We start from the raw sequence: 23,972 nt of genomic DNA, 5'->3' as shown, positions 1-23,972 counted from the left end.
AGAAAGAATCAATAAAACTTAATTCCTGAGTTGCTCAAAAACCGAGGGCAATATTAAAGGAGAGTGCATCTTCAACGGAAAAAAACGCATACACTTCAATTACGTTTGACACTAAAAATCAATACGTTACTATTACACTTATATATGTATCTATTTAATTATCAATATTTTAGCAGAACTATTTAATATAAATATTTACATATATAATTGTATATTTGTAAATATTAAGATGATGTATCCCATTAAAATTAGAGACACCATGAAAAAAATATCCTCAATTTTTAGAGGTATAACAATACTATATTTTCAAATTATTTGTAATGCTGATGTATTATCTCAATCAATGCAGGCATTCAATCAAGATAATTTTGCAAATGCTAAACCTGCTATTTTAAGTTTTGCCAAGAGTGACTTTAAAAGTGATTCTCATTTTAGTATCGGATGTGAAGCGAATGATGGTACCATGTTTTTCGGTAATTATGAAGGCGCTATTAGTTATGATGGCAACAATTGGAGAAAAATATTTTTACCCAATAATTCTTCTATTTATAGTTTAGTAAAAACGCAAAGTGGAGAAATCTATGCAGGAGGTTACAATGATTTTGGCGTATTGAAAAAAGATATTTATGGAAAATATGTCTTCCATTCGATGGTTAACCAATTGAAATTATCGAATCGAAATTTTGAGAATATATGGAGAGCAAATAGTATCGGAGAACACATCATTTTGATGTCTTATAACGAACTTATCGTTATTTTTAAAAATGTAGCAACGATTATTAGTGCGCCTAAAACCTTTGTTTACGGTAATCAGATTGGAGAAAATTACTTTATTCAAGATTTTGAAAAAGGGTTTCTGTCTTTAAATCTATCTAGCAAAAAATTAGAACCTGTTTTTCCTGCAAGCTATTTCAAAGATGAGGTTACTACTGCTATTTTGCCAACCAAAGTATTGTATGAAATATTGATTATGACCCGTAGCGGGAAGATTTTTTTAGGCAATGTTCAAACTAAAAAAATAACAATTATTAAAGAAGTATTCTCTGCCAATGATAATGACCAGCTAAATTGTGGCATCCAGAAAAGTGACGATTTATATTTATTAGGAACGCTCAGTTCTAAGCTGTTGTGGTATAATTACAAAAACAATACACTTTCATACAATACTGAATTTCAAGATGTTATCAAAAACAATCCGATTATCAATCTTTTTGTAACATCCCAAGGAGACATTTGGGTTTTAAAAAATAATGGATTGAATTTTTTAACCTACAATTCATCTTATCAGAATATTTTTGATAAAGCTTCTATTTATGACATTCTGGTTAAAAACAAAAAAGTGTATTTGGCAACTAACCAAGGGATATTCTACGCTACTCTTCCAAACAATAATTTAAGTAATCATTATGATTTTAAGGCTATTCCTACATTAAAAGGACAGACATGGACAATCCAAAGTTTTGGCGACGATATTATCGCTTCACATAATATTGGCATCCTAAAAATTACGGATAATGGTTATAAAAAGATTTCAAACCCATCAGGGTTTTGGAAACTTACCCCGATTCCGAATAAAGCTGGTTGGTATTTGGGTTCAAATTATAATGGTTTGTATCTGGTAAAAAACAAAAATAAAGACTGGTTCATCGAAAATAAAATTGAAGGTTTTAACGAATCTACTCGTGATATTTCTCCCGATAAAAATCCCAATACTTATTGGGTTTGTCATGGCTACAAAGGCGTTTTTCGCATCAGAATCGACAATGATTATCAACGAGTAGAATCCGTTGAGAACTATACAAATACCAATGGATTTACTTCTCCTTTTAACATTAATGTCCATAATTATCAAGGAAGACCCATTTTCACAACGAATACAGGCATCTACCAATTTGACGAAAATACTAATTCTTTTATCCCGCACAGTACGCTGAACAAAGTCCTAAATCCACAAAAAAACACTAGGAAAATCTTTGAAACAAAAGATAAAACTTGGGCGATTGAAGACGATGAATTAGGATATTTTACTGAAAAAGGTTTAGTCTTCGAGAAAAACCTTTTCCTTAACCTGAAAGGAACATTCAATAAAGGAATGGAAAGTATATTGCCTCTTGACGCTGAAAAAGTATTGGTAGGAACACATAACGGGCTTTTTTTATATGATACCAAAGTGCCAAAGCTCAAAACCCAGCCCCTTACTCAGATTAGTAGAATGTGTTATTTAATTAGCCAGACAGAAAATGAGCTTCCTATTAATAATACCAATCAAGAATTACTCATTCCGAATGGTGCAGAAGTAGTGAGGATTGAATTTGCAGTGCCACAATTAATCTCAAATATTGGCGTACAGTACAGTTATAAACTTACTAATACTGATAAAGAATGGTCAAATTGGACGACAAATCCATTCAAAGAATATACCACCTTAAGTCCGGGGAATTATGTTTTTTTAGTAAAATCAAGGAACCTTTTGGGCGTAGAAGCAAAGGAAGCGAGAATGGTTTTCACGATAAAACCTAAATGGTATCAAACTACTTTAGCGTACTTCATTTACATTATTTTAACAGCTATTATACTAAGATACATCTACTTATCTATTAAAAAAAGGTTAGAAAACGAACACCTCAAAACCAGAAATGAAATAGAAAAATCCAAAAAACTGATTGAATTAGAATTAGAACAATTGAAGCTTAAAGAAGATAAAGCGCAGATTGATAAATATACGGAAGAATTAGACAGAGACATTATTGTAAAAAGTAAAGAACTAGCGAATTATACATTGATGCTGAGTCAGAAATCTGAAATTTTTCAAGAAATAAAAACCGATTTACAAGAACTAAAAACGCTGCTAAAAAGCGATGAGTCGAAAAAGAAGTTATTTGAGATTTATAAAAAATTAAACTCACAGAAAATCGGCAATGATTTTATAGAAATTTTTGACGTTAATTTTGAAAAAGTAAACCATGATTTCTTCAAAAAACTCAAAAGTATCAATCCAGAATTATCTCAAAGAGAATTACGACTTTGTGCTTTCGTAAAAATGGATTTTAGCAATAAACAAATCTCCCCACTTTTAAATATTTCAGCAAGAGGCGTAGAAACTGCAAGACTAAAAATTCGTAAAAAACTACAAGTGCCACATGAAGAAAGTCTAAGTGTTTTTCTTGAAAAAATTGTTTGAAATGAGCCTGAAAACAAATTCACCTTCTCATAATTTCTTTCGAGAAGGTGAATGATTGAATTAATATTAAATAGGTTTAGGTTTGACTTATCTCACAATTTAAAATATTCAAAGCAAACATTTATCTTAAAACATATCTTTGAAACCCAGCATTAACACTTTCATTAATAACCAGGATTCTGATAATATGTTCCTCCTTCCTGAAGAGCATTTAAGAAACTAGATGGAATAGGTTTTACTTCATTTATGCCATTTCTAAAAAACTGTCCTACATCTGGATTTGTATCCGATAAATAGGTTTTACTTAATTTTTTAGTACGTTTTAAGTCATAGTATCGTACATATTCTCCGCATAATTCACGGGCTCTTTCATCCAAAACAGTTTGAACTGTTACTGAACTAGTGAGTGGACTTGCACCAGCTCTTGTGCGTACTTTATTGATATAAGTAATAGCATTAGTTCCACCGTTGGCATAAATGGCAGCTTCAGCAGCAATTAAATATACTTCAGACATACGCATCATGAATGTTGCATTCAAGTTTCCGTATCTATTACTTGTTGCATTGTTCACGTAATAATTGCTACTGTTATGCTTTATTAAAGATGGATAAAAACCTAAAAATGGATTTGTTACGGTTGCAGGTTCTCTATTAATCCTATTATAAGTCATTTTCACAGTTTTATTCGCAACATCATAAACATCGTTATAATCTACTACAAGATGTTTTTGATTTAGCTTAGTAGCTACTTTTGTTACATAATCAGTATCATTAGGATGAATAAAGTCGATACTTGTATTTCCTGCAACAACATTATCTGTGTTTTTAACTGTTGAACTACGGTCAAAGGTTCTTAAATTGGCATCAGACCAAGTAAAAGAAGGTCTATTAACCGTCCAAGTAGTCTGAAACGATTTATGATAACGTGGATCTAAAGTACCATTGCTTTGTACAAAAAGGTCTAATAAATATTGACTAGGCATAAATGAGCCTGACGACCTTCTACCCCAAGTAGTATAATCTTCCAAAGTAAACTTCATTGCTGGAAAATCAGTAACAGCACAGTAAAATAGTTCGTTGTTCATGTTCATTACCCAACCATTATTACTTACTCCACCCACCACAAAACGATGCGCCCACAAAGCTTCTTTATTCTGTAAATTATTCGTTTCAAGAAACACTTCATCAAAAGTAGGATACATATAAGTATTGTATTGTCCGCCTCCTGACTCACAATCATCAATCAACGTTTTTGCAACTTCTAAGGCTTTAGGTGCAAACGCCTTTGAATCATCATATTCAACTGTTTGCAAATATGCTCTGGCTAAAAAACCCATTGCCGATTTCTTCGAAGGAATAGTAATGACGCTTGTCGTTGGTAACCATTTTGACGCAAATTCAAGATCTGGAATAATGATTGTTTTGTATATTTCAAGCGAAGTTATTCTTTCTGGACGAGTATTCACCGTTGCAATTGGTTGGGTTGGAGCGGTTACTCCTCCAAAATGTTCAACTAGGTTGTAATAATACATCGCTCTCATAAAGTAGGCTTGTGCTACTGTAGCATTCTTTTCTTCAGCCGTTTTGAAAGGTGCCATTTCAGCATATTTTATGGCAAGATTACAATAACCAATACCATCGTAACAAACATTCCATACTGTATTTAAAGTATTGGTTGGAATGTTTGATGTTCCGCCCCATTTGAAGAAATTAATATTAGAAGTAGGGCTATTTTTGGCATTTGTCCAGATGTCTGTTCCTGCTTCGCTAAACATCATCCATTGATTAAAACCATACAATTGACGCTCCATTCCGAAATAACAATTATTCAGTAATTTTTTATATCCGTCAACTGAAGAAGAAGCTAGGGCATCTAAGGTAAAACCAGATAGGTTTTCCTCTTCTAAAGTACAAGAGCTTAATCCCCCTGTTCCTATAAGTACAGGTATTAATAATATTTTTATAAACTTTTGAAGTTTCATGACTTTACGCTAATTAGAAGGAAACATTGAGACCTAACACAAAAGTGGCAAACAGAGGGAAAGTATCAGAGCCATTTGTCTCTGGGTCGGTATCTCTGATTGATTTTTCTTTTGTAAATACTAAGGGATTATAAACTGTAGCATAAACTCTGGCTTTATTCATTAAAGCTAGTTTTCTTGCTTTTTCAGGAAGTGTATAACCTAAAGTAACTGTTTTAAGTTTTACGAAAGAACCATCTACATAGGTTAATGAAGCAATTCCTGTAGTACTTCCAACACCCGGACGTGGGAAATAAGCGCCTTGATTTTCGGGTGTCCAATAATCAATGCCAGCAGGTTGTCCTTCATCATTGCCACGATACCAACCTAAAAGCTTGCTTTGAATTGTTTGTCCCCAACGAACCATCACAAAAGTACCCAAATCGAAGCCTTTGTAGTTAAAACTATTATTAAGTCCCAATAACCACTTTGGAGCTGTTGTTCCTAATATCATTCTATCAGAATCTGCATAAGTATGTACACCACCGTCACTTACGCCATTCACAATTCTTTCATTCGTTGCTACTTTTACATAGCCCGGTTTTGCACCATATTTTGCGGCTTCTTCCTGCTCTTCAGTTGACCATATTCCTAAGTATTTAAAATCATAAAGTGCTCTAACGGGGTATCCTTCGAATAGCCTTTCAGCAATTACATCGCCATCTGGCAAATCAACAATTTTCTCTTGATTTCTGGTAAACGAGAAATTTGAAATCCATTTAAATTTTGAATTACTGATATTAATCGTTCTTAAACTAATCTCAAATCCTTTGTTATTCGTCACCCCAATATTTTGCCATGTTTGAAGCGGTGAACCCCAAGCAGTTATGGCAGCAGTAATTGGCAATGTTCTTCTAAACAAAAGTCCTTTAGTATCTGTATTGTAAAAATCTAGGGATAAATCTATGCGGTTTTTAAAGAGTGATAAATCTAATCCAAGATTTAGGTTATAGCTTCTTTCCCATGAAATTTCAGGATTAGAAAAAGTACCAACATTCTGAACGTGTGATACGAGTGCTCCATTAAGTGAGACAGCCTGATAAGTGATGGCTTGCGTTTGAGAAGAATAAGCATCCATTCCTCCTGAATTTCCAGTAACACCATATCCCGCTCTTAGTTTTAAATCATTGATAACTCTTTTGGTTCCAGCCATAAATCCTTCATCAGAGATACGCCATGCACCAGCTACAGCAGGGAAATTACTCCATTTGTGTCCTTTTGCTAAATGTGAAACTCCGTCCCATCTATTGGTGAATGTTAGTAAATATTTCCCTCTGTATGAGTAATTTACTCTTCCTGCAAAAGACAACCTTGTTTTCTTTTGATAAGAAGAACCTATGCCAAATTTTTGGGTTCCATTACCAATATTATAGAACAAATAGCTGTCTAAATCCTGACCTTGTCCTAATGAATTATTATTTTCAGACCTGCTATCTGCCCATGATGTGATTCCTGTAATGGTAAAATTATGGTCATCAAGAAATGTTTTATTATATGTTGCTGTATTTTCCCAAATATATCCGTAGCCGTTAGAGTCATTAAGAGTAGCCAATGGTAAGGTATAACCAGAAGGCGGTAATGCCGAAGACTGTTTCCCAATGTATCTACCTTGTCGGCTACTATTTAATGTTAATCCAATGTTTGAACGAAAGATTAAACCTTTTACAGGAGTTAATTCCAAATAACTGTTCAATACTCCGTATGTTGAACGAGTATTATCAGCGTATTGATTTGGAATTTCATCACCAAGTGGTGTTAGCTCTCCATCGATAAATTCTGCATTGATATTTCCAAATTCGTCTCTAGGTTTTCCGAGTGGAAAAGCAGGAAGTGATTTTGTGAAAATATTATTATTTCTAGCATTTCGTACGGTATAATTTAAGTTAAGATTCGTCCCAACTTTTGCCCAAGTACTGAAAGTATGGTCTAAATTTAACCTTACTCCTCCCCTAGACTGATTCTCTCTTGGCAACAAACCTCCTTCTCTTGTATATAAAAATGAAGTATAAACTTTTGTTTTAGGTCCGGCTGTAGTGAACGATAAATTATACTTCTCCTGAGTCGCTGAGTTATTAACTAATTCGTCTGTCCAATCTATCCATTGTCCTTCATTGTAAGCATTTAAAATATTGACATTGGTAAAAATCTGAGACATATCGTCAGGATATGCACCGTTGGTAGTTCTATAAAGTTCTCTTCTGTAATTAGCATATTCTTCTCCAATCATACTATGAGTATAATGTGGCTTGCCACTTACTCCATAAAAAGAATCAAAATCAATAGACGTTTTTCCTTCTTTTCCTCTTTTCGTTGTGATAATAATTACCCCATTTGCACCAGCCGAACCATAAATTGCCGTTGAAGAAGCATCTTTTAAGACATCAATGGTAGCAATATCTGAAGGATTTATTTGAGAGTAACTCGCTTGAATACCATCAACAATATATAAAGGAGAGTTATCTCCATAAACAGAACGATTTCCTCTAAGCAATACATCTGCATCTGTTCCAACCGCCCCCGACAGTCTGTTAATATCAGCTCCCGCAATTTTTCCTTGCAAAGCTTCCATTACATTATTTACTGGAGTCGCCGTTATATCTGCTTCACGGATAGAAACCACAGAACCAGTTAAGTCTCTTTTTTTAGCTGTTCCGTATCCAATAACCACTACTTCGTCCAAAGCGTTGTTTTCTACCGATAATTGAACGTTGATTACAGATTGATTTCCAACGTTTTTCTCTATGGATTTATAGCCCACAAAACTGAAAACCAACGTAACATCTTTGTCGGAAACAGAAAGTTTATAATTCCCCTCTCCATCTGTGGTCGTTCCCGTGTTTGTCCCTTTTACAACAACATTTACGCCAGGAATACCAACACCACTCTCATCGGTTACTTTACCCGAAACCTGAAAAATAGAAGCAACTGTAACCTCTTTAAGTTCTGAAAGCCTTAGCATACTTATCGCATTATCCAGCACTATCTGTCGTCCCGAAACTTCATATTTTAATTTGATAGGTGTGAGTACTTTATCTAGTACTTCTTTTACGGTTGAATTACTAAGATTTACCGTAATTTTTTGTTCGCTGTCTATCAAACGGGAGCTATATACGAAATGAATATTTGAGTTCTTTTCGATGATACGTAATACTTCTTTTACACGCTGGTTATTTACCTTTAGTGTTATCGTTTGGCTTAAGACATCCTGTCCTTTCAATGAAGTAGCAAACGAAAGGTTCATAAATACGGTAATCAGGCAAAGTTGGTAAAAAGTTAACTTCATTGTTTGCCAAATAAAATTGTAAATCTTTAGATTTTTTTTCATACATTAGTACGTTAAAAATGGAACATTTTGACATAGACATCCTGTAATTCCGCCCAAGGAATTGGATGTTCCTGAGCCGATAAACGTAGGACTTTATCGGCTCATCCTTTAAATAATACTTTGGTTTGGCTTGTTACATAGGCAATTGCATTGTTATATTTCCTTATTATTCTATCAATATTTATGGCAAAGCTTATCTGCAACCTGTACCTGTTACAAGTATTTTATCATCGCTAGTTTTGCGATAATCTGCATGAACTGCTTTACAAATAAGTTTTAATTTTTCAGTCAAGGGTTCATCCGTCAATGAAGCAGTAATGGGACAAGAACCCAATACAGCATCATCATAAATAATATCTATTTGATAGGCTTTTTCAATGCGTTTAAAAATATCTCTGACATTTGTTTCTTCAAATTCAAATGACATTTGCTCTATAGGTGCTTCAATTTGAGTTTTAACAAATGCTTCGGTTGGATTTACTTGTGTAATCTGATTTTTTTCAAAAACAGCTTTTTCTCCTTTCTCAAGTACAATTCCAGTAAGTTCTTTATGTTGTTCTTGTTCGGTTGCTTCTTCCGTTCCAGTTTTGAAAATGGCGACCTTCCCCGTTTTTACAGATACTACAATCTTTTGTGTTGGATAAGCACTTATGTTAAAACTTGTTCCAAGTACTTTAGTCGTGATTTGGTTGGCATGAACATAAAATGGCTTATTAGCATCTTTGGCTATTTCAAAAAACGCTTCGCCCGTCAAATACACTTCTCGCTTCTTTTCTGAAAAATTACTTGGATACGAAAGCTTTGTTCCTTCTTTCAACAAAATCGAACTCCCATCAGGTAAGTTGACTAGTTTTAATGATGTTGAAATATTTTCTACTTCTACCAATTCATATTGTTTGGAAGCCGATACAATTTGGTTTTCGTAAGAATTGATTGATTTTGAAGAATTTTGAAGAAAATAAAACGATAAAAAAAACGCCAAACCAGCAACAGCGGCGGCTGAAGCCCAATACCAAATTCTATAAGATTTAACAGTAATTGTTTGCTCTATTTGTTCTATTCTTTCAAAAATAGATTCTTTAAGTGCTTTAATTTCTGTATTTGATACATCTGTTTCAACTACTTGATTCGCCAACATCACAAGTTGAATGGCTACTTCAAGGTCTTCTCTTTTAGATGGATTTGTACTTAGCCAATTTTGCCAAAAAATTTCTGAAGATGAATTAGGCGTAGTTACCCATTGGATGAAAAAATCATCCTTAGCAAGTTCTTCTGGGGAGTAATGTAAGTAACTTCTCATTTAGTATTAATTCTAGGAATTATTGTCCTTTATAAGTACAGAGAAGTTTTTTTGATTTTACTACCAAAAGAAATGTGATTTTTTTTTGATTTTTTTAAATAAATATAATCCAGATGAGCAAAACAATCATGATAGATAGTTTTTTACGAAGTTTTCCAAGCGCATTTTGAAGAGTATTGGCTACAGTTTGTTCTTTTAAATCTAGGAGTTCGGCGATTTCCCTGATTTTGAGATTTGAATAATATTTGAGCGTAATAATTTCACGTTCTCTTTCAGATAATGCTTTCAGAGATTCTTGAATCTGTACTTGTTGATGATTTTCTGTTTCAAGGTCACAAAAAGCAGTTTCTGGAGAAATTTCAGCATCGAATGAATAAGCATCATTTAAATTTTCTCCTGTAGAAAGTTCCTCTTTCATCAACCTAACCACTGTTCTTCTCAAAGAACGATACAGATAAAATCGTACTTGAACATCTTCTGTAAGGTTATTTCTATATTGCCAAATATCAACAAATACATCCTGAACAGCATCTTTAGCCAAGGATTTGTCTAGTGAAATTTTGTAAGCATAAGTAATCAATTCTCGACTAAGTGCATCAAACAATGCTCCTAAGGCACTTTTATCCCCTTTGATAATTTCTTGCCAAAGTGCTTCTAGTGAGGGCAAATCATTCTTCTCCATTTAGATATTGAATTGGTACAATTTATACTTTGTTTAATTATAAAGGTTAAAAAGCAAGGATTATACTTAAATCACTTTTCCAAATTTAATTTTCTTACTGTTTTACATTTAAATGCAAAAGAACAATTTTTTCTGGCTAAGCTACTATTTCTTAGATTTTTACTTCACGAATTCGTTTCGGCAACGTTGCCGGCAACGATTGCACAAAAAAAGATAAAATTTTGTTTGCTAAATCCAATATACCGACTGAATATTGAAGCTTACTAAGCTAAAAATCTCACTAATCCTTACCTTTCCACTTCCTGAAATTTTGATTATTTGTATAAGTATCGTAAAATATAACATCATGAAAAAAAGAATCTCTTTGTTAATTGCCATTTCATCGGCAATGTTTTGTAATAGTCTTGTAGCGCAAAAAACGCCTACTTATAGTTGGAAAAATCTTCCAAAAATAGTCCAACCAACTTTTGCAAAAGATACTTTTAATGTCACCAAATTTGGAGCAAAACCCGACGGTATTACTTTAAATACTCAGGCAATTAATGATGCCATTACTGCTTGTAGCAAGAAAGGTGGTGGTGTAGTACTTGTGCCAAATGGCATGTGGTTGACAGGACCAATTGTGCTAAAAAGTAATGTAAACTTACACATCAGGAAAGCCGCTACGCTTTTATTTACGGAAGATAAAAGTCAGTATCCATTGGTTGAAGGAAGCTATGAAGGTAAAAGTGCAGCAAGAAATCAATCCCCAATTTCTGCAACGAATCAAGAAAATATAGCCATTACTGGACAAGGAATTATAGATGGAAGTGGTGATGTTTGGCGTGCAGTAAATAAAGCGCAATTGACTGAATCAGAGTGGAATGCTAAGAAAGCATCAGGCGGAGTTTTAAAAGCAAATGGACTGACGTGGTATCCTAGCGAACAATTTATGAAAGCTAGTGTAGAAAACAGAAGTATGCTGTTGAAAGATGGCGTATCACTTCAAAGTTTTGCCGATATGAAAGATTTCCTTCGTCCTAATTTGTTGGTAATTACTAAATGCAAAAAAGTATTACTTGAAGGCGTTACTTTCCAAAATTCACCCGCTTGGTGTTTGCATCCATTGATGTCCGAAAATCTTACACTTCGTAATTTAACCATCAAAAATCCTGAATATGCCCATAATGGCGACGGCATGGATATTGAATCTTGTAAAAACTTTTTGGTAGATGGTTGTACAATTGATGTTGGCGACGATGCCATTTGTATTAAATCGGGGAAAGATGAAGAAGGTCGTAAAAGAGGAATGCCTACAGAAAACGGAATCGTTAGAAATTGTATCGTTTATAATGGTCACGGAGGTTTTGTGGTAGGAAGCGAGATGAGTGGCGGAGCAAGAAATATTTTTGTATATGACTGTACTTTTACCGGAACAGACAAGGGTTTACGTTTTAAATCAGTAAGAGGAAGAGGTGGCATTGTTGAAAATATTTATGCTAAAAATATCTTTATGAAAGACATAGCACAAGAAGCTATTTTCTTTGATATGTACTATTTCGTAAAATTCGCAACAGATAGTCCACGTGACGAACGACCTGTCGTAAATGAAGGAACTCCGATTTTCAGAAATATGAAATTTGAGAACATTGTTTGTAAAGGAGCAAATAAAGGCATTTTTGTACGTGGATTATCTGAAATGCCTATTCAAAATATTCAAATGAGCAACATTGTTTTAGACACTAAAATCGGTGCGGAATTTATAGATGCAAGTAATATTACTCTTGAAAAAGTTACACTAATTTCAGAAAACACAAAACCTGTCATTTCAGTTAATAACAGTAATGGTTTAACTTTCAATACGATACAATATAAAGCCAATGCTGAATTGCTTTTTGCTATCGCTGGCGAACGTAGCAAGGCTATTCAAATCCTACAAACGGATAGCAGTAAAGCTCAAAAAAATATAGAATTTACAGAAGGTGCTACCAAGGAAGCTATCACTGCAAGCACAGGGAAATAACGCAATTTGTCTTTAATCTATCATCATGAAAATCCTTATTTATTTAGGTATGCTGTTGAGTACTATCGGAGTATTTTCCCAAAATAAAACGGCAAATACTCCTAAGTATCCAACTTCTTTTACCGTTGCCAAAGATGGAAGCGGCGACTTCAAAAGTATTCAGGAAGCTGTTAATAGCTTCCGAGACCATTCGCAAGTACGAGTAAAACTGTATATTAAAAATGGTATTTATGAAGAAAAAGTGGTCATTCCATCATGGAAACCCAATATTCATATCATTGGCGAAAGTAAAGATGGTGTAATCATTACTGGCAATGATTTTTCTGGAAAGCCTTACCCAAATGGTTTAAAAGACGCTACTGGAAAAGATAAATTCAGTACTTATACTTCACACACAGTACTGGTTGATGCACCAGATATTATTATTGAAAACCTGACGATTCAAAATACAGCTGGACGTGTAGGACAAGCGGTAGCACTTCATGTAGAAGGCGACCGATTTGTCTGTAAAAATTGTATTTTATTAGGCAATCAAGATACGCTTTATGTTGCCAGAGAAGGCACAAAACAGTATTTTCAGGATTGTCATATTGAAGGAACGGTAGATTTTATTTTTGGAAAATCTACTGCTGTTTTTCAATCATGTACGCTAAAAAGTTTATCAAATTCCTATTTAACGGCTGCGGCTACTCCACCCTATCAAGCTTTTGGTTTTGTGTTTTTTGATTGTAAGCTGATTGCTGATTCAACTGCCCAAAAAGTGTATCTTGGTCGTCCGTGGCGACCACATGCTAAAACCGTTTTTATCAGAACAGCGATGGGCAAACATATTGCTCCCGCTGGATGGGATAATTGGGGAAATAGCGAAAATGAAAAAACTGTTATTTATGCTGAATATCTATCTACTGGCGAAGGCGCAAAACCAGAACAAAGAGTCGCTTGGTCTAAACAATTCAACAACAAAATATTAAAACAGTATTCTCTAGCAAACATTTTTGCGAACGATAACCCTGAAAAACCTGAGTCGAGCAATTGGTTTATCATTCAATAAATCAGTTGAAGATATAAACTATAAGTATTTTCAGTTAAATTCTTAGTATTAGTCAATTATAAGAATACTTATCTCTCAAAATTAAAAGAACTATGAAGTTAAAAATTGCAACAATCCTAGCGTTAAATCTGGGAATGGGCATCAGCCATATTAATGCACAGACAAAAAATACTGTTTCTAAAGTTTGGGTAGCAGATTTAGGAAATGGGAAATACAAAAATCCTGTCATCGATGCCGATTATTCCGACCCTGACGCTTGTCGGGTTGGTTCAGATTTTTATATGGTAGCCTCAAGTTTTGATGCCGTGCCGGGTTTACCGATTTTACATTCTAAAGATTTGGTCAATTGGACGATTATCGGTCATGCTCTAAAACGTCAACCACCTTACGAACATTTTTCTAAAACCCAACACGGCAATGGTGTTTGGGCGCCTGCCATTCGCTATCATAATGGCGAATTTATGATTTATTATCCAGACCCAGATTTCGGTATTTATTTAACCAAAAGTAAAAATCCAACTGGTCCTTGGTCAGAACCACTTTTAATAGAAGGAGGAAAAGGACTTATCGACCCATGTCCATTTTGGGATGATAATGGCGAAGCCTACTTGGCACATGGTTGGGCTGGAAGTCGTGCGGGTATCAAAAGTATTTTAACCATCAAAAAATTAAGTGCAGATGGCACAAAAGTATTAGACGAAGGTACAATCGTTTATGACGGACACGAAACAGACCCAACTATTGAAGGTCCAAAAATGTACAAACGCAATGGCTATTACTACATCTTTGCTCCTGCTGGTGGCGTTTCTACGGGTTGGCAATTGGTATTGCGTTCAAAAAATATCTATGGTCCTTATGAACGTAAAGTAGTGATGGATCAAGGTTCATCGCCAATTAATGGTCCCCATCAAGGCGCATGGGTAAATACTCCGCAAGGTGAAGATTGGTTTCTTCATTTTCAAGACAAAGGCGTTTATGGCAGAGTAGTACATTTACAACCGATGAAATGGCTGAACAACTGGCCAGTAATTGGCATCGACAAAGATGGCGATGGAACAGGCGAGCCTGTTTTGACCTATCAAAAGCCCAATGTTGGAAAAACCTATCCAATAAGCACTCCCGCAGAATCAGATGAATTTGATGAATCTACGTTGGGTTTGCAGTGGCAATGGCAGGCTAATCCCAAAGGTATTTGGCATACCACTAGTAAACAAGGCTTTTTAAGATTGTATTCTTATCAAGCACCTAGCGAAGCAAAAAATTGTTGGGAAATACCTAATATCTTATTACAGAAATTCCCGACAGAGGAATTTATGGCAACAACCAAACTGAATTTTAAACCTAACCCTAAAATAGATTCTGAAAAAGTAGCCTTGATTATTTTAGGTAAAAACTACGCAAATTTAGGTTTGAGAAGTAGCAAAGAAGGCATCAATTTAGTATTGGGTGAATGTATCAAAGCCATAGATAAAGCGCCCGAAACGGAAAAAATCATTACTCGTATCGAGCAAAATAAAGCTATTTATTTGCGTGTAAAAGTAAACAAAGGTGCTATTTGTCAATTTAGTTATAGTCTTGATGGACAAACATTTATCAATGCTGGCAGTGAATTTAAAGCAGAAGTTGGTCATTGGATTGGCGCAAAAATGGGCATTTATTCTACTAGAAATAACCAAACTAATGATGCTGGCTATGCCGATTTCGACTGGTTTAGAGTAACACCAATTGCGGATACAAAATATTAAAATGAAAAATAATATGTCCACCATCAAAAGAAGAACACTTATTAAAACAGCCCTTACTTTAGGACTGACTTCATTTTTTCGTCAGCATACTTTTGCCCAAGGAACATTATTCACCAAAAAAATTGAACCTTGGTCAGTTCGTATGGCGAATGCTGATATACTCCGAAATCCAGAAGGCTGGATGTTAGATTTTTCCAAAGAACTTCGTTGGGGATATTGCAACGGCTTGGTTTGTAGCGCACTTGAACAATTATGGAAACAAAACGGCGATGAAAAGTACTTTCTTTATATAAAAAAGTACGCTGATGATTTGATTAATCCAGACGGGAGCATCAAAAGCTATAAATTAGATGCCTATAATATTGATGCGCTGAATGCAGGAAAATTCCTATTCGCTTTGTACGAAAAAACGCATGATAAAAAATACAAAAAGGCTATTCAGCTTTTACGTAGCCAAATGAATACGCATCCACGTACTTCTGAAGGTGGTTTCTGGCATAAAAAACATTATCCACACCAAATGTGGCTTGATGGTTTGTATATGGCTTCGCCATTTTTGGCGCAATATGCAAAAACATTCAATGAACCAGCACTTTTTTCGGATGTAGCCAATCAAATTCTCTTGATAGACAAACACAATAAAAATTCCCAAACAGGGCTATATCATCATGGTTGGGATGAAAGTAAAGAACAACGTTGGGCGGATAAAGAAACAGGGAAATCGCCACACGTTTGGGGACGTGGCATGGGTTGGTACGCCATGACATTGGTTGATGTACTTGATTGTTTTCCGAAAGAACATCCTCAATATCAAGCCATTTTAAAGATTACTCAGTCAATGGCAGAAACCTTACAAAAATACCAAGACGAATCAACTGGACTGTGGTATCAAGTAATGGATGTGGGCAAAAAAGAAGAGAATTATTTAGAATCTTCGGGTTCCACAATGTTTGTGTACTTTCTGATTAAAGCTGCTCGACGAGGTTTAATTGATAAAAAATATATTCCGGTTGCTCAAAAGGGATATGATGGTATTTTAAAACATTTTATCCGTTTAGAAGCTGATAATATTATTTCTATCACAGATGCTTGTGCTGGCGCAGGATTAGGCGGAAATCCTTATCGGGATGGCACTTATGAGTATTATTGTAAAGAAGTAAAACGTGATAATGACCCAAAATCCGTTGGTCCTTTTATCATGCTAGCATTAGAATTTGAAGCAATTGAGAAGAGGAAACGCTAGAATTTACGAACATATTATGCTATTTCATCTATTAGCAATCAGTACATTTATTTGTAATGGTTGCTAATTTTTTTTATGCACTCCCATTTTTATCAAAAGTGATACATTTGTAGCTTTAGCGTTAATAGCATTTGAAAAACTGTAGCCGTCGCAGTGATAACATCCAAGAAAATGTTACTAATTTGTATTTCCAGTTATTTTAAAATAAACATTTCTCATTATTAGGACATTAATCACCTAAGAATTCTCTAACATTCATCGTAAACTTATTTTAATACAAAAGAAAAGCCCATGACTCACACACCCTTTTCCAAGCTAGAAACCGACATTCGTAGTAAAATTACTAGGCATTTACTCTACGATACTCCTTTATCTATTTACTTATTTGACATAGAACAAAGACGTAATGTATTTATGAATGAGCGGTATTATAAAGCTATTGGATATACTGCTCAGGAATTTGAATCACTTGGAAATAATTTCTTGGAAGCAATGATTCCTCCAGATGATTTCGAAAATCTCTACAGATTCTTAGATGAATTAACCAACTCTCCGAACGACGATTCTCATATTCTAGTTCACAGGTGTGTCTGCAAAGATGGGAGCTACAAATGGTTTAAAAATTATGTTACTGTTTTTGAAAGAGAGCCTTCTGGCGTTCCAAAACTTGTTTTGGGTATTGGCATTGAAGTAACGTTTCAGGTAGAAGCCAGACAAAAACTTTTTGAACAAATCAAAAATATTGAAAAAGTATCTTTTACACTATCACATGAACTTCGCCATGAGCATAGTAAAATATTAAGTATTCTTCAGTTTTCGAAAGATAATAAAGATATGATTGAGGTAGATGACCTACAATGGCTTGCTAATTCGCTTTACGAAAGTGCGGAAAGTATTGATAAATCTATCTATAGCATTTCACAACAATTGAACTCCATAAAATCAGAATTCATAACCCTAAATTCTAATTCTATTGAAGTATAATTTCTTGATTGGTACATTATTTTTGAAATCCTTTGAAAACACTTTATTGTGTTTTTAAAGGATTTCATTTTTAAGCTAATGGAAATTCTAATCTTCCTGCCCAATAAATTGGTATGAAGTTTAATTTCCCTTGAACGCCAAATGGTGCATTTGAAAAAATAATCGCTTGAGCAATATGAGGATAATGCTCTAACAAATAATGTAAACTTTTTAATGACCCACTTTTTCCAGATTTCACTTCTATTGGTATAATTTGTCCTTCTCTTACCACAACAAAATCAACCTCTGCACTACTTCCTGGGCTGGTTCTTGCCCAATAAGTTAATTCTTCTTTTTGTGAAGCAATAAGTTGTTGTGCTACAAATTGTTCCGCCAACATTCCATTGAAAGCAGCGGTAAGACTCTTTTTCAAGTAAATGTCCAGAAAAGACAGTTTACTTTTTCTTAACAGCAAACCAATATCAAGATGAAATAATTTGAATTGTTTTCCTGAAGGAGAAAGTGGTAAGCCCGAAATCGATACATTCTGAACTGCATTCAACAATCTGGCTGTTCTTAATACTTCCACTCCTTTTTTAATTGTGGGACTTGAAAAACGTTCTGATAAATGGGTATAAATAATTTGATTGCTAATCAATAAGGCACTTTTTTCTAAAATATCGTTTAGTGCATCTCCATCAACTGTGGGTTTATACTTTTTAAAATCTTGTTCATAGGAATACAACAAATTATCTTGAATTTCCTGTACTTCTTTAAAGTTCTGATTGCTGACAAAACTTTGTACACACTCAGGCATTCCACCTACGATAAAGTAATTGTTGACTTCTTCATTCAGTATCGTTGTTACAACTTCTGGTAAAAATGTAGGCTTTTCATTTAAAATATTGGCAACTGCATCCTTTTTTCTAGCCAATAAAAACTCATAAAATGTCATAGGATGAAGATTCATAATATCTACTCGACCAACAGGAAAAGGTTGGTTTCTAAACTCAAAGTCTAATAATGACCCTGCCGCAATAAGGTGTAGCTCTTTTTTATCTTCAAAAAAATATCTCAAACTGCCCAAAGCATCGGCACAGGCTTGAATTTCATCAAAGAAAAGTAAATCATTGGCTACATCAATCTTGATATTTAAAGCAAATTCAAGTTCTAGGAGAATCCTGTTTACATCAAAATTGGTTTTAAAAATGATATGTAAGTCTTTTCTTTTCTCAAAATTGATAGTGATTACTTTCTTGTCAAAATATTCTTCCCCGAATTTTTGAACTAGCCAAGATTTACCCACTTGTCTCGCTCCATTTAGCACAAGTGGTTTTCTTGTTGGCTTTATTTTCCAAGCCGCTAACTCATTTATTTTTTCTCTGAACATAAAATATACTATTTTGTCAATGCTAAATAATAGTAACAAATATAAAGACAAAACAGTTAAATTTAATATTATGGTTATTATTTTAAATCAATTATTTAAAATAATAACCATAATATTAAACGCCTTTGTAAATATCATCATTCGAATGAAGTTCTTTCATTCTTGTCTTAGTTCAATGGAAAGTAAAAATTGAAGTACTAATTTTGAATCATCAAACGTGATAAAACAAAGTTAGAAACGAACAAAATAAGTAATTCCCTTTCTTGTTCTAGTTCAATGAAAAGTAAAAATTGAAGTACTAATTTTGAATCATCAAACGAGATAAAACAAAATTAGAAACGAACAAAATAAGTAATTCCCTTTCTTGTTCTAGTTCAATGGAAAGTAAAAATTGAAGCACTAATTTTGAATCATCAAACGAGGTAAATCAAAATTATGAATGAACAAAATAACTAATTTTCTTTCTTGTTCTAGTTCAATGGAAAGTAAAAATTGAAGCACTAATTTTGAATCGTTAAGTTAATAATCACAAATTTTTTAATCCTTTAAAATCGGATATAACATTACTTCTTCAAATAAGAGGGTTACTGTTTACGTCCAAATTTTTCAAAAATTTCAATTTTCAAAACACATACAAATAATTTTAAACTAAACAAAAATCATGAAAAAGACTATTCTTACTCTCGCATTCGCTGTAGCATCATTTGTTGGATTCGCTCAAAAACCTTCTCCAATGTTGCTTAACCCAACCAACCACGCTTTAGTATTAATCGACCATGAATCACAAATGGGATTTGCGACAAAAAGCATCGAAATGACTGATTTACGTAACAATACAGCCATCGTAGCAGGAGCTTCTAAAATCTTTAAAGTACCAACAGTTGTAACTACAGTAGCAGAGAAGTCATTTAGCGGTCCAGTTTTTCCAGAAGTTTCAGAATTTTATCCAGTTGCTACTTCAAATTATATCGACCGCACAACCATGAATACTTGGGAAGATGTAAACGCACACAAAGCGATTGTAGATAAAGGCAAGAAAAAAATCGTTTTAGCAGGCTTGTGGACTAGCGTTTGTATTGTAGGACCAGCTTTGTCTGCCATCAGTGAAGGCTATGACGTATATGTAATAACGGACGCAAGTGGAGACGTTTCAAAAGAAGCCCACGAACAAGCCGTAACTCGTATGGTTCAAGCGGGAGCACACCCAATTACTGCTATCCAATACTTATTAGAATTACAACGTGACTGGGCTCGTAGCGAAACTTATGTACCTGTAACCAACCTTGTGAAAAAATACGGTGGTGCTTATGGTATCGGTATCCAGTACGCTCACGAAATGTTGAAACACTAATTGATAATTATCTAAAGACTTTAGGTTACTGATTAACCTAAAGTCTTATTACAAAATTCTTTCCTCAATACCCTTCTTCTTACGAATATGAAAACTTTATCCTCCCTCGCATTTTTACTTTTTGCTTTGATTGGCAATGCCTTCGCTCAACAAAAAGCAGACATGATTATCATCAATGGAAAAGTAAATACACTCGACGATACTCATCAAAAAGCCGAAGCTGTGGCAATAGCTGGCAATAAAATCTTAGCCGTTGGAACGAACAAAGAACTGTTGAAATTAAAAAATGCCAAGACTAAGATTGTAGATGCTCAACAAAAAACAGTGATTCCGGGTTTGTTTGATAGTCATTTGCACGTAATTCGTGGTGGACGATTTTACAATACTGAATTGCGTTGGGACGGTGTAAAAAGCCTAAAACGTGCCTTGGAGATGTTAAAAGAACAAGCCCAAAGAACTCCAGAAGGGCAATGGGTAAGAGTAGTTGGTGGCTGGAATGAATACCAATTTGAAGAAAAACGTTTACCAACTATTCAGGAAATCAACGAAGCTACTGGCAATACGCCAACTTTTATTTTGTATTTGTACGGTAAAGCGTGGCTGAATCAGGCGGGAATCAAAAAGTTAAATATTACTGGAGAAACTGCGAATCCGGTAGGAGGTTTAATCGAAAAAGATAGCAACGGAAACCCAACAGGTTTATTAATTGCAGAACCAAATGCCTTTATTTTGTACTCTACTTTAGCAAAACTTCCAGAATTAAATAACGAAGAAAAAATCAATTCTACGCTACAATATATGACCGAACTCAACCGATTGGGTGTTACAGCAGTGATGGATGCAGGAGGTGGATTTCAGAATTTTCCTGATGATTATAACATTACTGACTCGCTCAATAAAGCAGGCAAAATTACCGTCAGACTTCCCTATTATCTTTTTGCTCAGAAAAAAGGAACAGAGCTAAAAGATTATACTCGCTGGACTGGAATGGTTGACCTTGAGCATCAGCATGGAAATGGCATCAACGAAATTGATTATCACGTAGAAGGCGGTGGCGAAAACTTGGTGGCAGATGCCGCAGATTTTGAAAACTTCCTTTTCCCTCGCCCAGAATTGCCAAATTCGATGGAAAGTTCTTTGAAACCTGTTTTGCAATTATTGGTAAAAAATCGTTGGCCATTTCGTTTACACGCCACTTACAACGAAAGTATTTCAAGAGATTTGGCGGTAATTGAAGAAGTAAACAAAGAAACACCATTGAACGGATTAGTTTGGTTTTTTGACCATGCCGAAACCATCAGCGAAGAAAATCTGCAACGCATCAAAGCATTAGGTGGTGGCATTGCAGTACAACACCGCATGGCTTATCAGGGCGAAAGTTTTATTCGTCGCTATGGAAAAAATGCAGCATTGGCAAGCCCGCCCGTAAAAAGAATGCTTGAATTAGGGATTCCAGTGGGTTTGGGTACAGATGGTACTCGTGTAGCTTCGTACAATCCTTGGGTTTCGCTGTATTGGATTACTTCAGGAAAAACCATTGGTGGAACGCAAGTGATGGCAAAAGAAAATACTTTGGATAGAAATACCGCTTTGAAATTGATTACTGCTGGTGGTTACAATCTTATCAAAGAACAAAACAAAGGTAAAATTCAAGCAGGATATTTGGCTGATTTGATTATTCTAAGCGATGATTATTTTGAAGTAGCCGAAGAAAAAATCAAAGATATTACTTCTGAATTGACTATTGTTGATGGTAAAGTAGTATTTGGTACAGGTACTTTTCAAAGTGTAGCTCCGCAAATCTTACCAGTTATTCCAAGTTGGAGTCCAGTGAAATATTATGGTGGTTTTCAAACCAAATAAGTATGAAAAAGCTGCTGTGGCTATTGGGTATTTTAGGTTGGAATACTTTAGCATTTGCTCAAAATCCAGTTTTCAAAATGTTGAGATATGATGAAAATTGGACTTCGTTTAAAAAAGATACAAGTAATCATTGGTATAATCATTTGAAATATAGTTCAATAGGAAACTCAAACAAAAGCTATATTTCAGTTGGTGGCGAAGTAAGATTTCAATACTTCGCCATTAAAAACGAAGATTGGGGCGATACTCCTGCCGACAACGACGGTTATGTTTTGACTCGTTATTTAGCGCATATCGACTATCATATTAACCCGACTTTCAGAGCCTTTTTTCAATTACAAAGTAGCCTTGCCAATAGTAGAATCAATCCGAATCCAGTAGAAAAGAATCCTTTAGAAATTCATCAAGCTTTTGTAGATGGTTTTTTATATCAACAAAAAGGGAAATCAGTTTTATTGAGAGTAGGTCGTCAAGAATTAATGTATGGTTCGCAAAGATTGATTGCAGTACGAGAAGCACCGAACAACCGCATGGCTTTTGATGGTTTGAAGTTTATTTTTCAACAAAAAAATCTTAAATCAGATGTCTTTTATACGCATCCCATTGCCAACAAAACAGGCATTTTTGACGATGCTTTTAATAAGAATACTCAATTTTGGGGGATTTATTCGGTCATTAATCATGCTCCTTTATTGAATAATATCGACTTATATTATTTGGGCATTCACAAAAAACAAGCTACTTACGATGCTGGAAAAGGAGAAGAAATCAGGCATTCGATAGGTACAAGAATCTGGAAAAATAAAGGAGATTGGCAGTATGATTTCGAAGGAGTATTTCAGTTTGGGACATTTGCACAGCAAAACATTTCCGCTTGGACTTTGTCATCAAACACTACTTATCAATTTAGTAAAACGATTTTAAAACCTACCATTGGTTTAAAAACAGAAGCGATTTCGGGTGATAATAATTTAGGCGATAATCGTTTACAAACCTTTAATCCGCTTTATCCTAAAGGAGCATATTTTGGTTTAGCGGCTTTGATTGGACCAGCCAATTTATTCGATATTCACCCATCTATTGATTTAGAATTGAATAAACAATTAGCATTTGGTATCGACTATGATATTTTTTGGAGACTCAGCCGAAAAGATGGCATTTATGCCCCAAATATGTCGCTGATTTATTCAGGGAAAAATAGCAATGAGCAATTTATTGGCAAGCAGTTATCCACAAATTTGAATTATCAATTAAACCCTTTTGTATTTTTTAAAATAGAAGGAACTTGGTTTAAATCAGGCGCATATCTGAACGAAGTAAGCGCTGGAAAAGATATTTTTTTCACTGCTTTCACCACACAATTAAAGTTTTAGCATTAAGAGTATTCATCTTTAAACAAACAATATCATGTCTAAATTTATATGGATTTTCTTGGTAGTATTAGCAGGCTCATTACTCCCAATTCAAGCAGGACTCAATACTAAAATGGGCAAAGCAATTGATAGTCCCGTTTGGGCATCACTTATTTCATTTGCTGTTGGTACGCTAGCCATGTTAGTATATGCTGGTGTTACGAAACAAGGTTTTAGCATTTCAGAATTACGTAACGTTCCAGCACATACTTGGCTTGCAGGCGTGTTAGGCGCATTTTATGTAACTACCATTGTATTGGCGTTTCCACGTTTAGGACCTGCGCTTACTTTTGGACTTGTGGTAGCAGGTCAATTATTTATTTCTCTTTTACTCGACCATTTTAATATTTTGGTACAAGTTCAACATGGCATTAATATTTTCCGTATCATCGGTATGCTTTTAATTATCGCTGGCGTCGTGATTATTCGCTCATTTTAAATTG

The 23,972-nt window shown here is 34.6% G+C and carries 15 protein-coding genes; 10 read left to right on the top strand and 5 right to left on the bottom strand.

All coding sequences use genetic code 11. From position 1 onward, the window contains the following. Nucleotides 1-259: 259 nt before the first annotated feature. Complete coding sequence (locus tag VB798_RS21530) at nt 260-3,181, top strand: triple tyrosine motif-containing protein (protein WP_323689305.1); 2,922 nt, start codon at nt 260-262, stop codon at nt 3,179-3,181. 164 nt (nt 3,182-3,345) lie between these two features. Here VB798_RS21530 and VB798_RS21525 read toward each other — a convergent pair whose 3' ends face one another. The 4 genes from VB798_RS21525 to VB798_RS21510 all read right to left on the bottom strand — a co-directional run bounded on the left by VB798_RS21525 (nt 3,346) and on the right by VB798_RS21510 (nt 10,509). Next, nucleotides 3,346-5,163: a RagB/SusD family nutrient uptake outer membrane protein gene (locus VB798_RS21525; protein ID WP_323689304.1), complete on the bottom strand. Its 1,818-nt coding sequence runs from the start codon at nt 5,161-5,163 to the stop codon at nt 3,346-3,348. 13 nt (nt 5,164-5,176) lie between these two features. Next, on the bottom strand, nt 5,177-8,527 hold the full coding sequence (locus VB798_RS21520; RefSeq protein ID WP_323689303.1) for a TonB-dependent receptor: 3,351 nt from the start codon (nt 8,525-8,527) through the stop codon (nt 5,177-5,179). A gap of 193 nt (nt 8,528-8,720) precedes the next feature. Continuing rightward, nucleotides 8,721-9,827, bottom strand: a complete 1,107-nt coding sequence (locus VB798_RS21515) for a FecR family protein (RefSeq protein ID WP_323689302.1) — start codon at nt 9,825-9,827, stop codon at nt 8,721-8,723. Between the two features lie 94 nt (nt 9,828-9,921). Beyond that, nucleotides 9,922-10,509: an RNA polymerase sigma factor gene (locus tag VB798_RS21510; protein WP_323689301.1), complete on the bottom strand. Its 588-nt coding sequence runs from the start codon at nt 10,507-10,509 to the stop codon at nt 9,922-9,924. A 346-nt stretch (nt 10,510-10,855) separates the two neighbouring features. Between VB798_RS21510 and VB798_RS21505 the strand changes: the two genes are divergently transcribed. From VB798_RS21505 to VB798_RS21485, 5 genes are all read left to right on the top strand, one after another. Next, nucleotides 10,856-12,511 carry a glycoside hydrolase family 28 protein gene (locus VB798_RS21505; RefSeq protein WP_323689300.1) on the top strand — a complete coding sequence of 552 codons (1,656 nt, stop codon included), beginning with the start codon at nt 10,856-10,858 and terminating at the stop codon, nt 12,509-12,511. A gap of 25 nt (nt 12,512-12,536) precedes the next feature. Further along, nucleotides 12,537-13,562, top strand: coding sequence for a pectinesterase family protein (locus VB798_RS21500; protein WP_323689299.1), 1,026 nt, complete (start codon nt 12,537-12,539; stop codon nt 13,560-13,562). A gap of 92 nt (nt 13,563-13,654) precedes the next feature. Beyond that, entirely contained in the window at nt 13,655-15,307 is a 1,653-nt protein-coding gene (locus tag VB798_RS21495) for a glycoside hydrolase family 43 protein (protein ID WP_456319153.1), read from the top strand. 13 nt (nt 15,308-15,320) lie between these two features. Next, nucleotides 15,321-16,550, top strand: coding sequence for a glycoside hydrolase family 88/105 protein (locus tag VB798_RS21490; protein WP_323689298.1), 1,230 nt, complete (start codon nt 15,321-15,323; stop codon nt 16,548-16,550). A gap of 291 nt (nt 16,551-16,841) precedes the next feature. Beyond that, nucleotides 16,842-17,534, top strand: coding sequence for a PAS domain-containing protein (locus VB798_RS21485; protein ID WP_323689297.1), 693 nt, complete (start codon nt 16,842-16,844; stop codon nt 17,532-17,534). Between the two features lie 70 nt (nt 17,535-17,604). Here VB798_RS21485 and VB798_RS21480 read toward each other — a convergent pair whose 3' ends face one another. Continuing rightward, nucleotides 17,605-18,903: an ATP-binding protein gene (locus VB798_RS21480; RefSeq protein WP_323689296.1), complete on the bottom strand. Its 1,299-nt coding sequence runs from the start codon at nt 18,901-18,903 to the stop codon at nt 17,605-17,607. A 661-nt stretch (nt 18,904-19,564) separates the two neighbouring features. On the opposite strand from VB798_RS21480, the gene VB798_RS21475 reads away from it, so the two are divergent. The 4 genes from VB798_RS21475 (at nt 19,565) to VB798_RS21460 (ending at nt 23,968) form a co-directional block, all read left to right on the top strand. Beyond that, entirely contained in the window at nt 19,565-20,254 is a 690-nt protein-coding gene (locus VB798_RS21475) for a hydrolase (RefSeq protein WP_323689295.1), read from the top strand. An 87-nt stretch (nt 20,255-20,341) separates the two neighbouring features. Then, nucleotides 20,342-22,117, top strand: a complete 1,776-nt coding sequence (locus VB798_RS21470) for an amidohydrolase (protein WP_323689294.1) — start codon at nt 20,342-20,344, stop codon at nt 22,115-22,117. 2 nt (nt 22,118-22,119) lie between these two features. Further along, the gene (locus VB798_RS21465) at nt 22,120-23,490 is read left to right on the top strand and encodes an alginate export family protein (RefSeq protein WP_323689293.1); all 1,371 of its coding nucleotides are present in this window, start codon (nt 22,120-22,122) and stop codon (nt 23,488-23,490) included. Between the two features lie 34 nt (nt 23,491-23,524). Beyond that, nucleotides 23,525-23,968, top strand: coding sequence for a DMT family transporter (locus tag VB798_RS21460; protein ID WP_323689292.1), 444 nt, complete (start codon nt 23,525-23,527; stop codon nt 23,966-23,968). Nucleotides 23,969-23,972: the final 4 nt, after the last annotated feature.

It is taken from the genome of Arcicella lustrica (assembly GCF_034930985.1).
GTDB lineage: Bacteria > Bacteroidota > Bacteroidia > Cytophagales > Spirosomataceae > Arcicella > Arcicella lustrica.
Note: the sequence above shows the minus strand (reverse complement) of the source record. Positions and strands in the feature narration are given on the sequence as shown.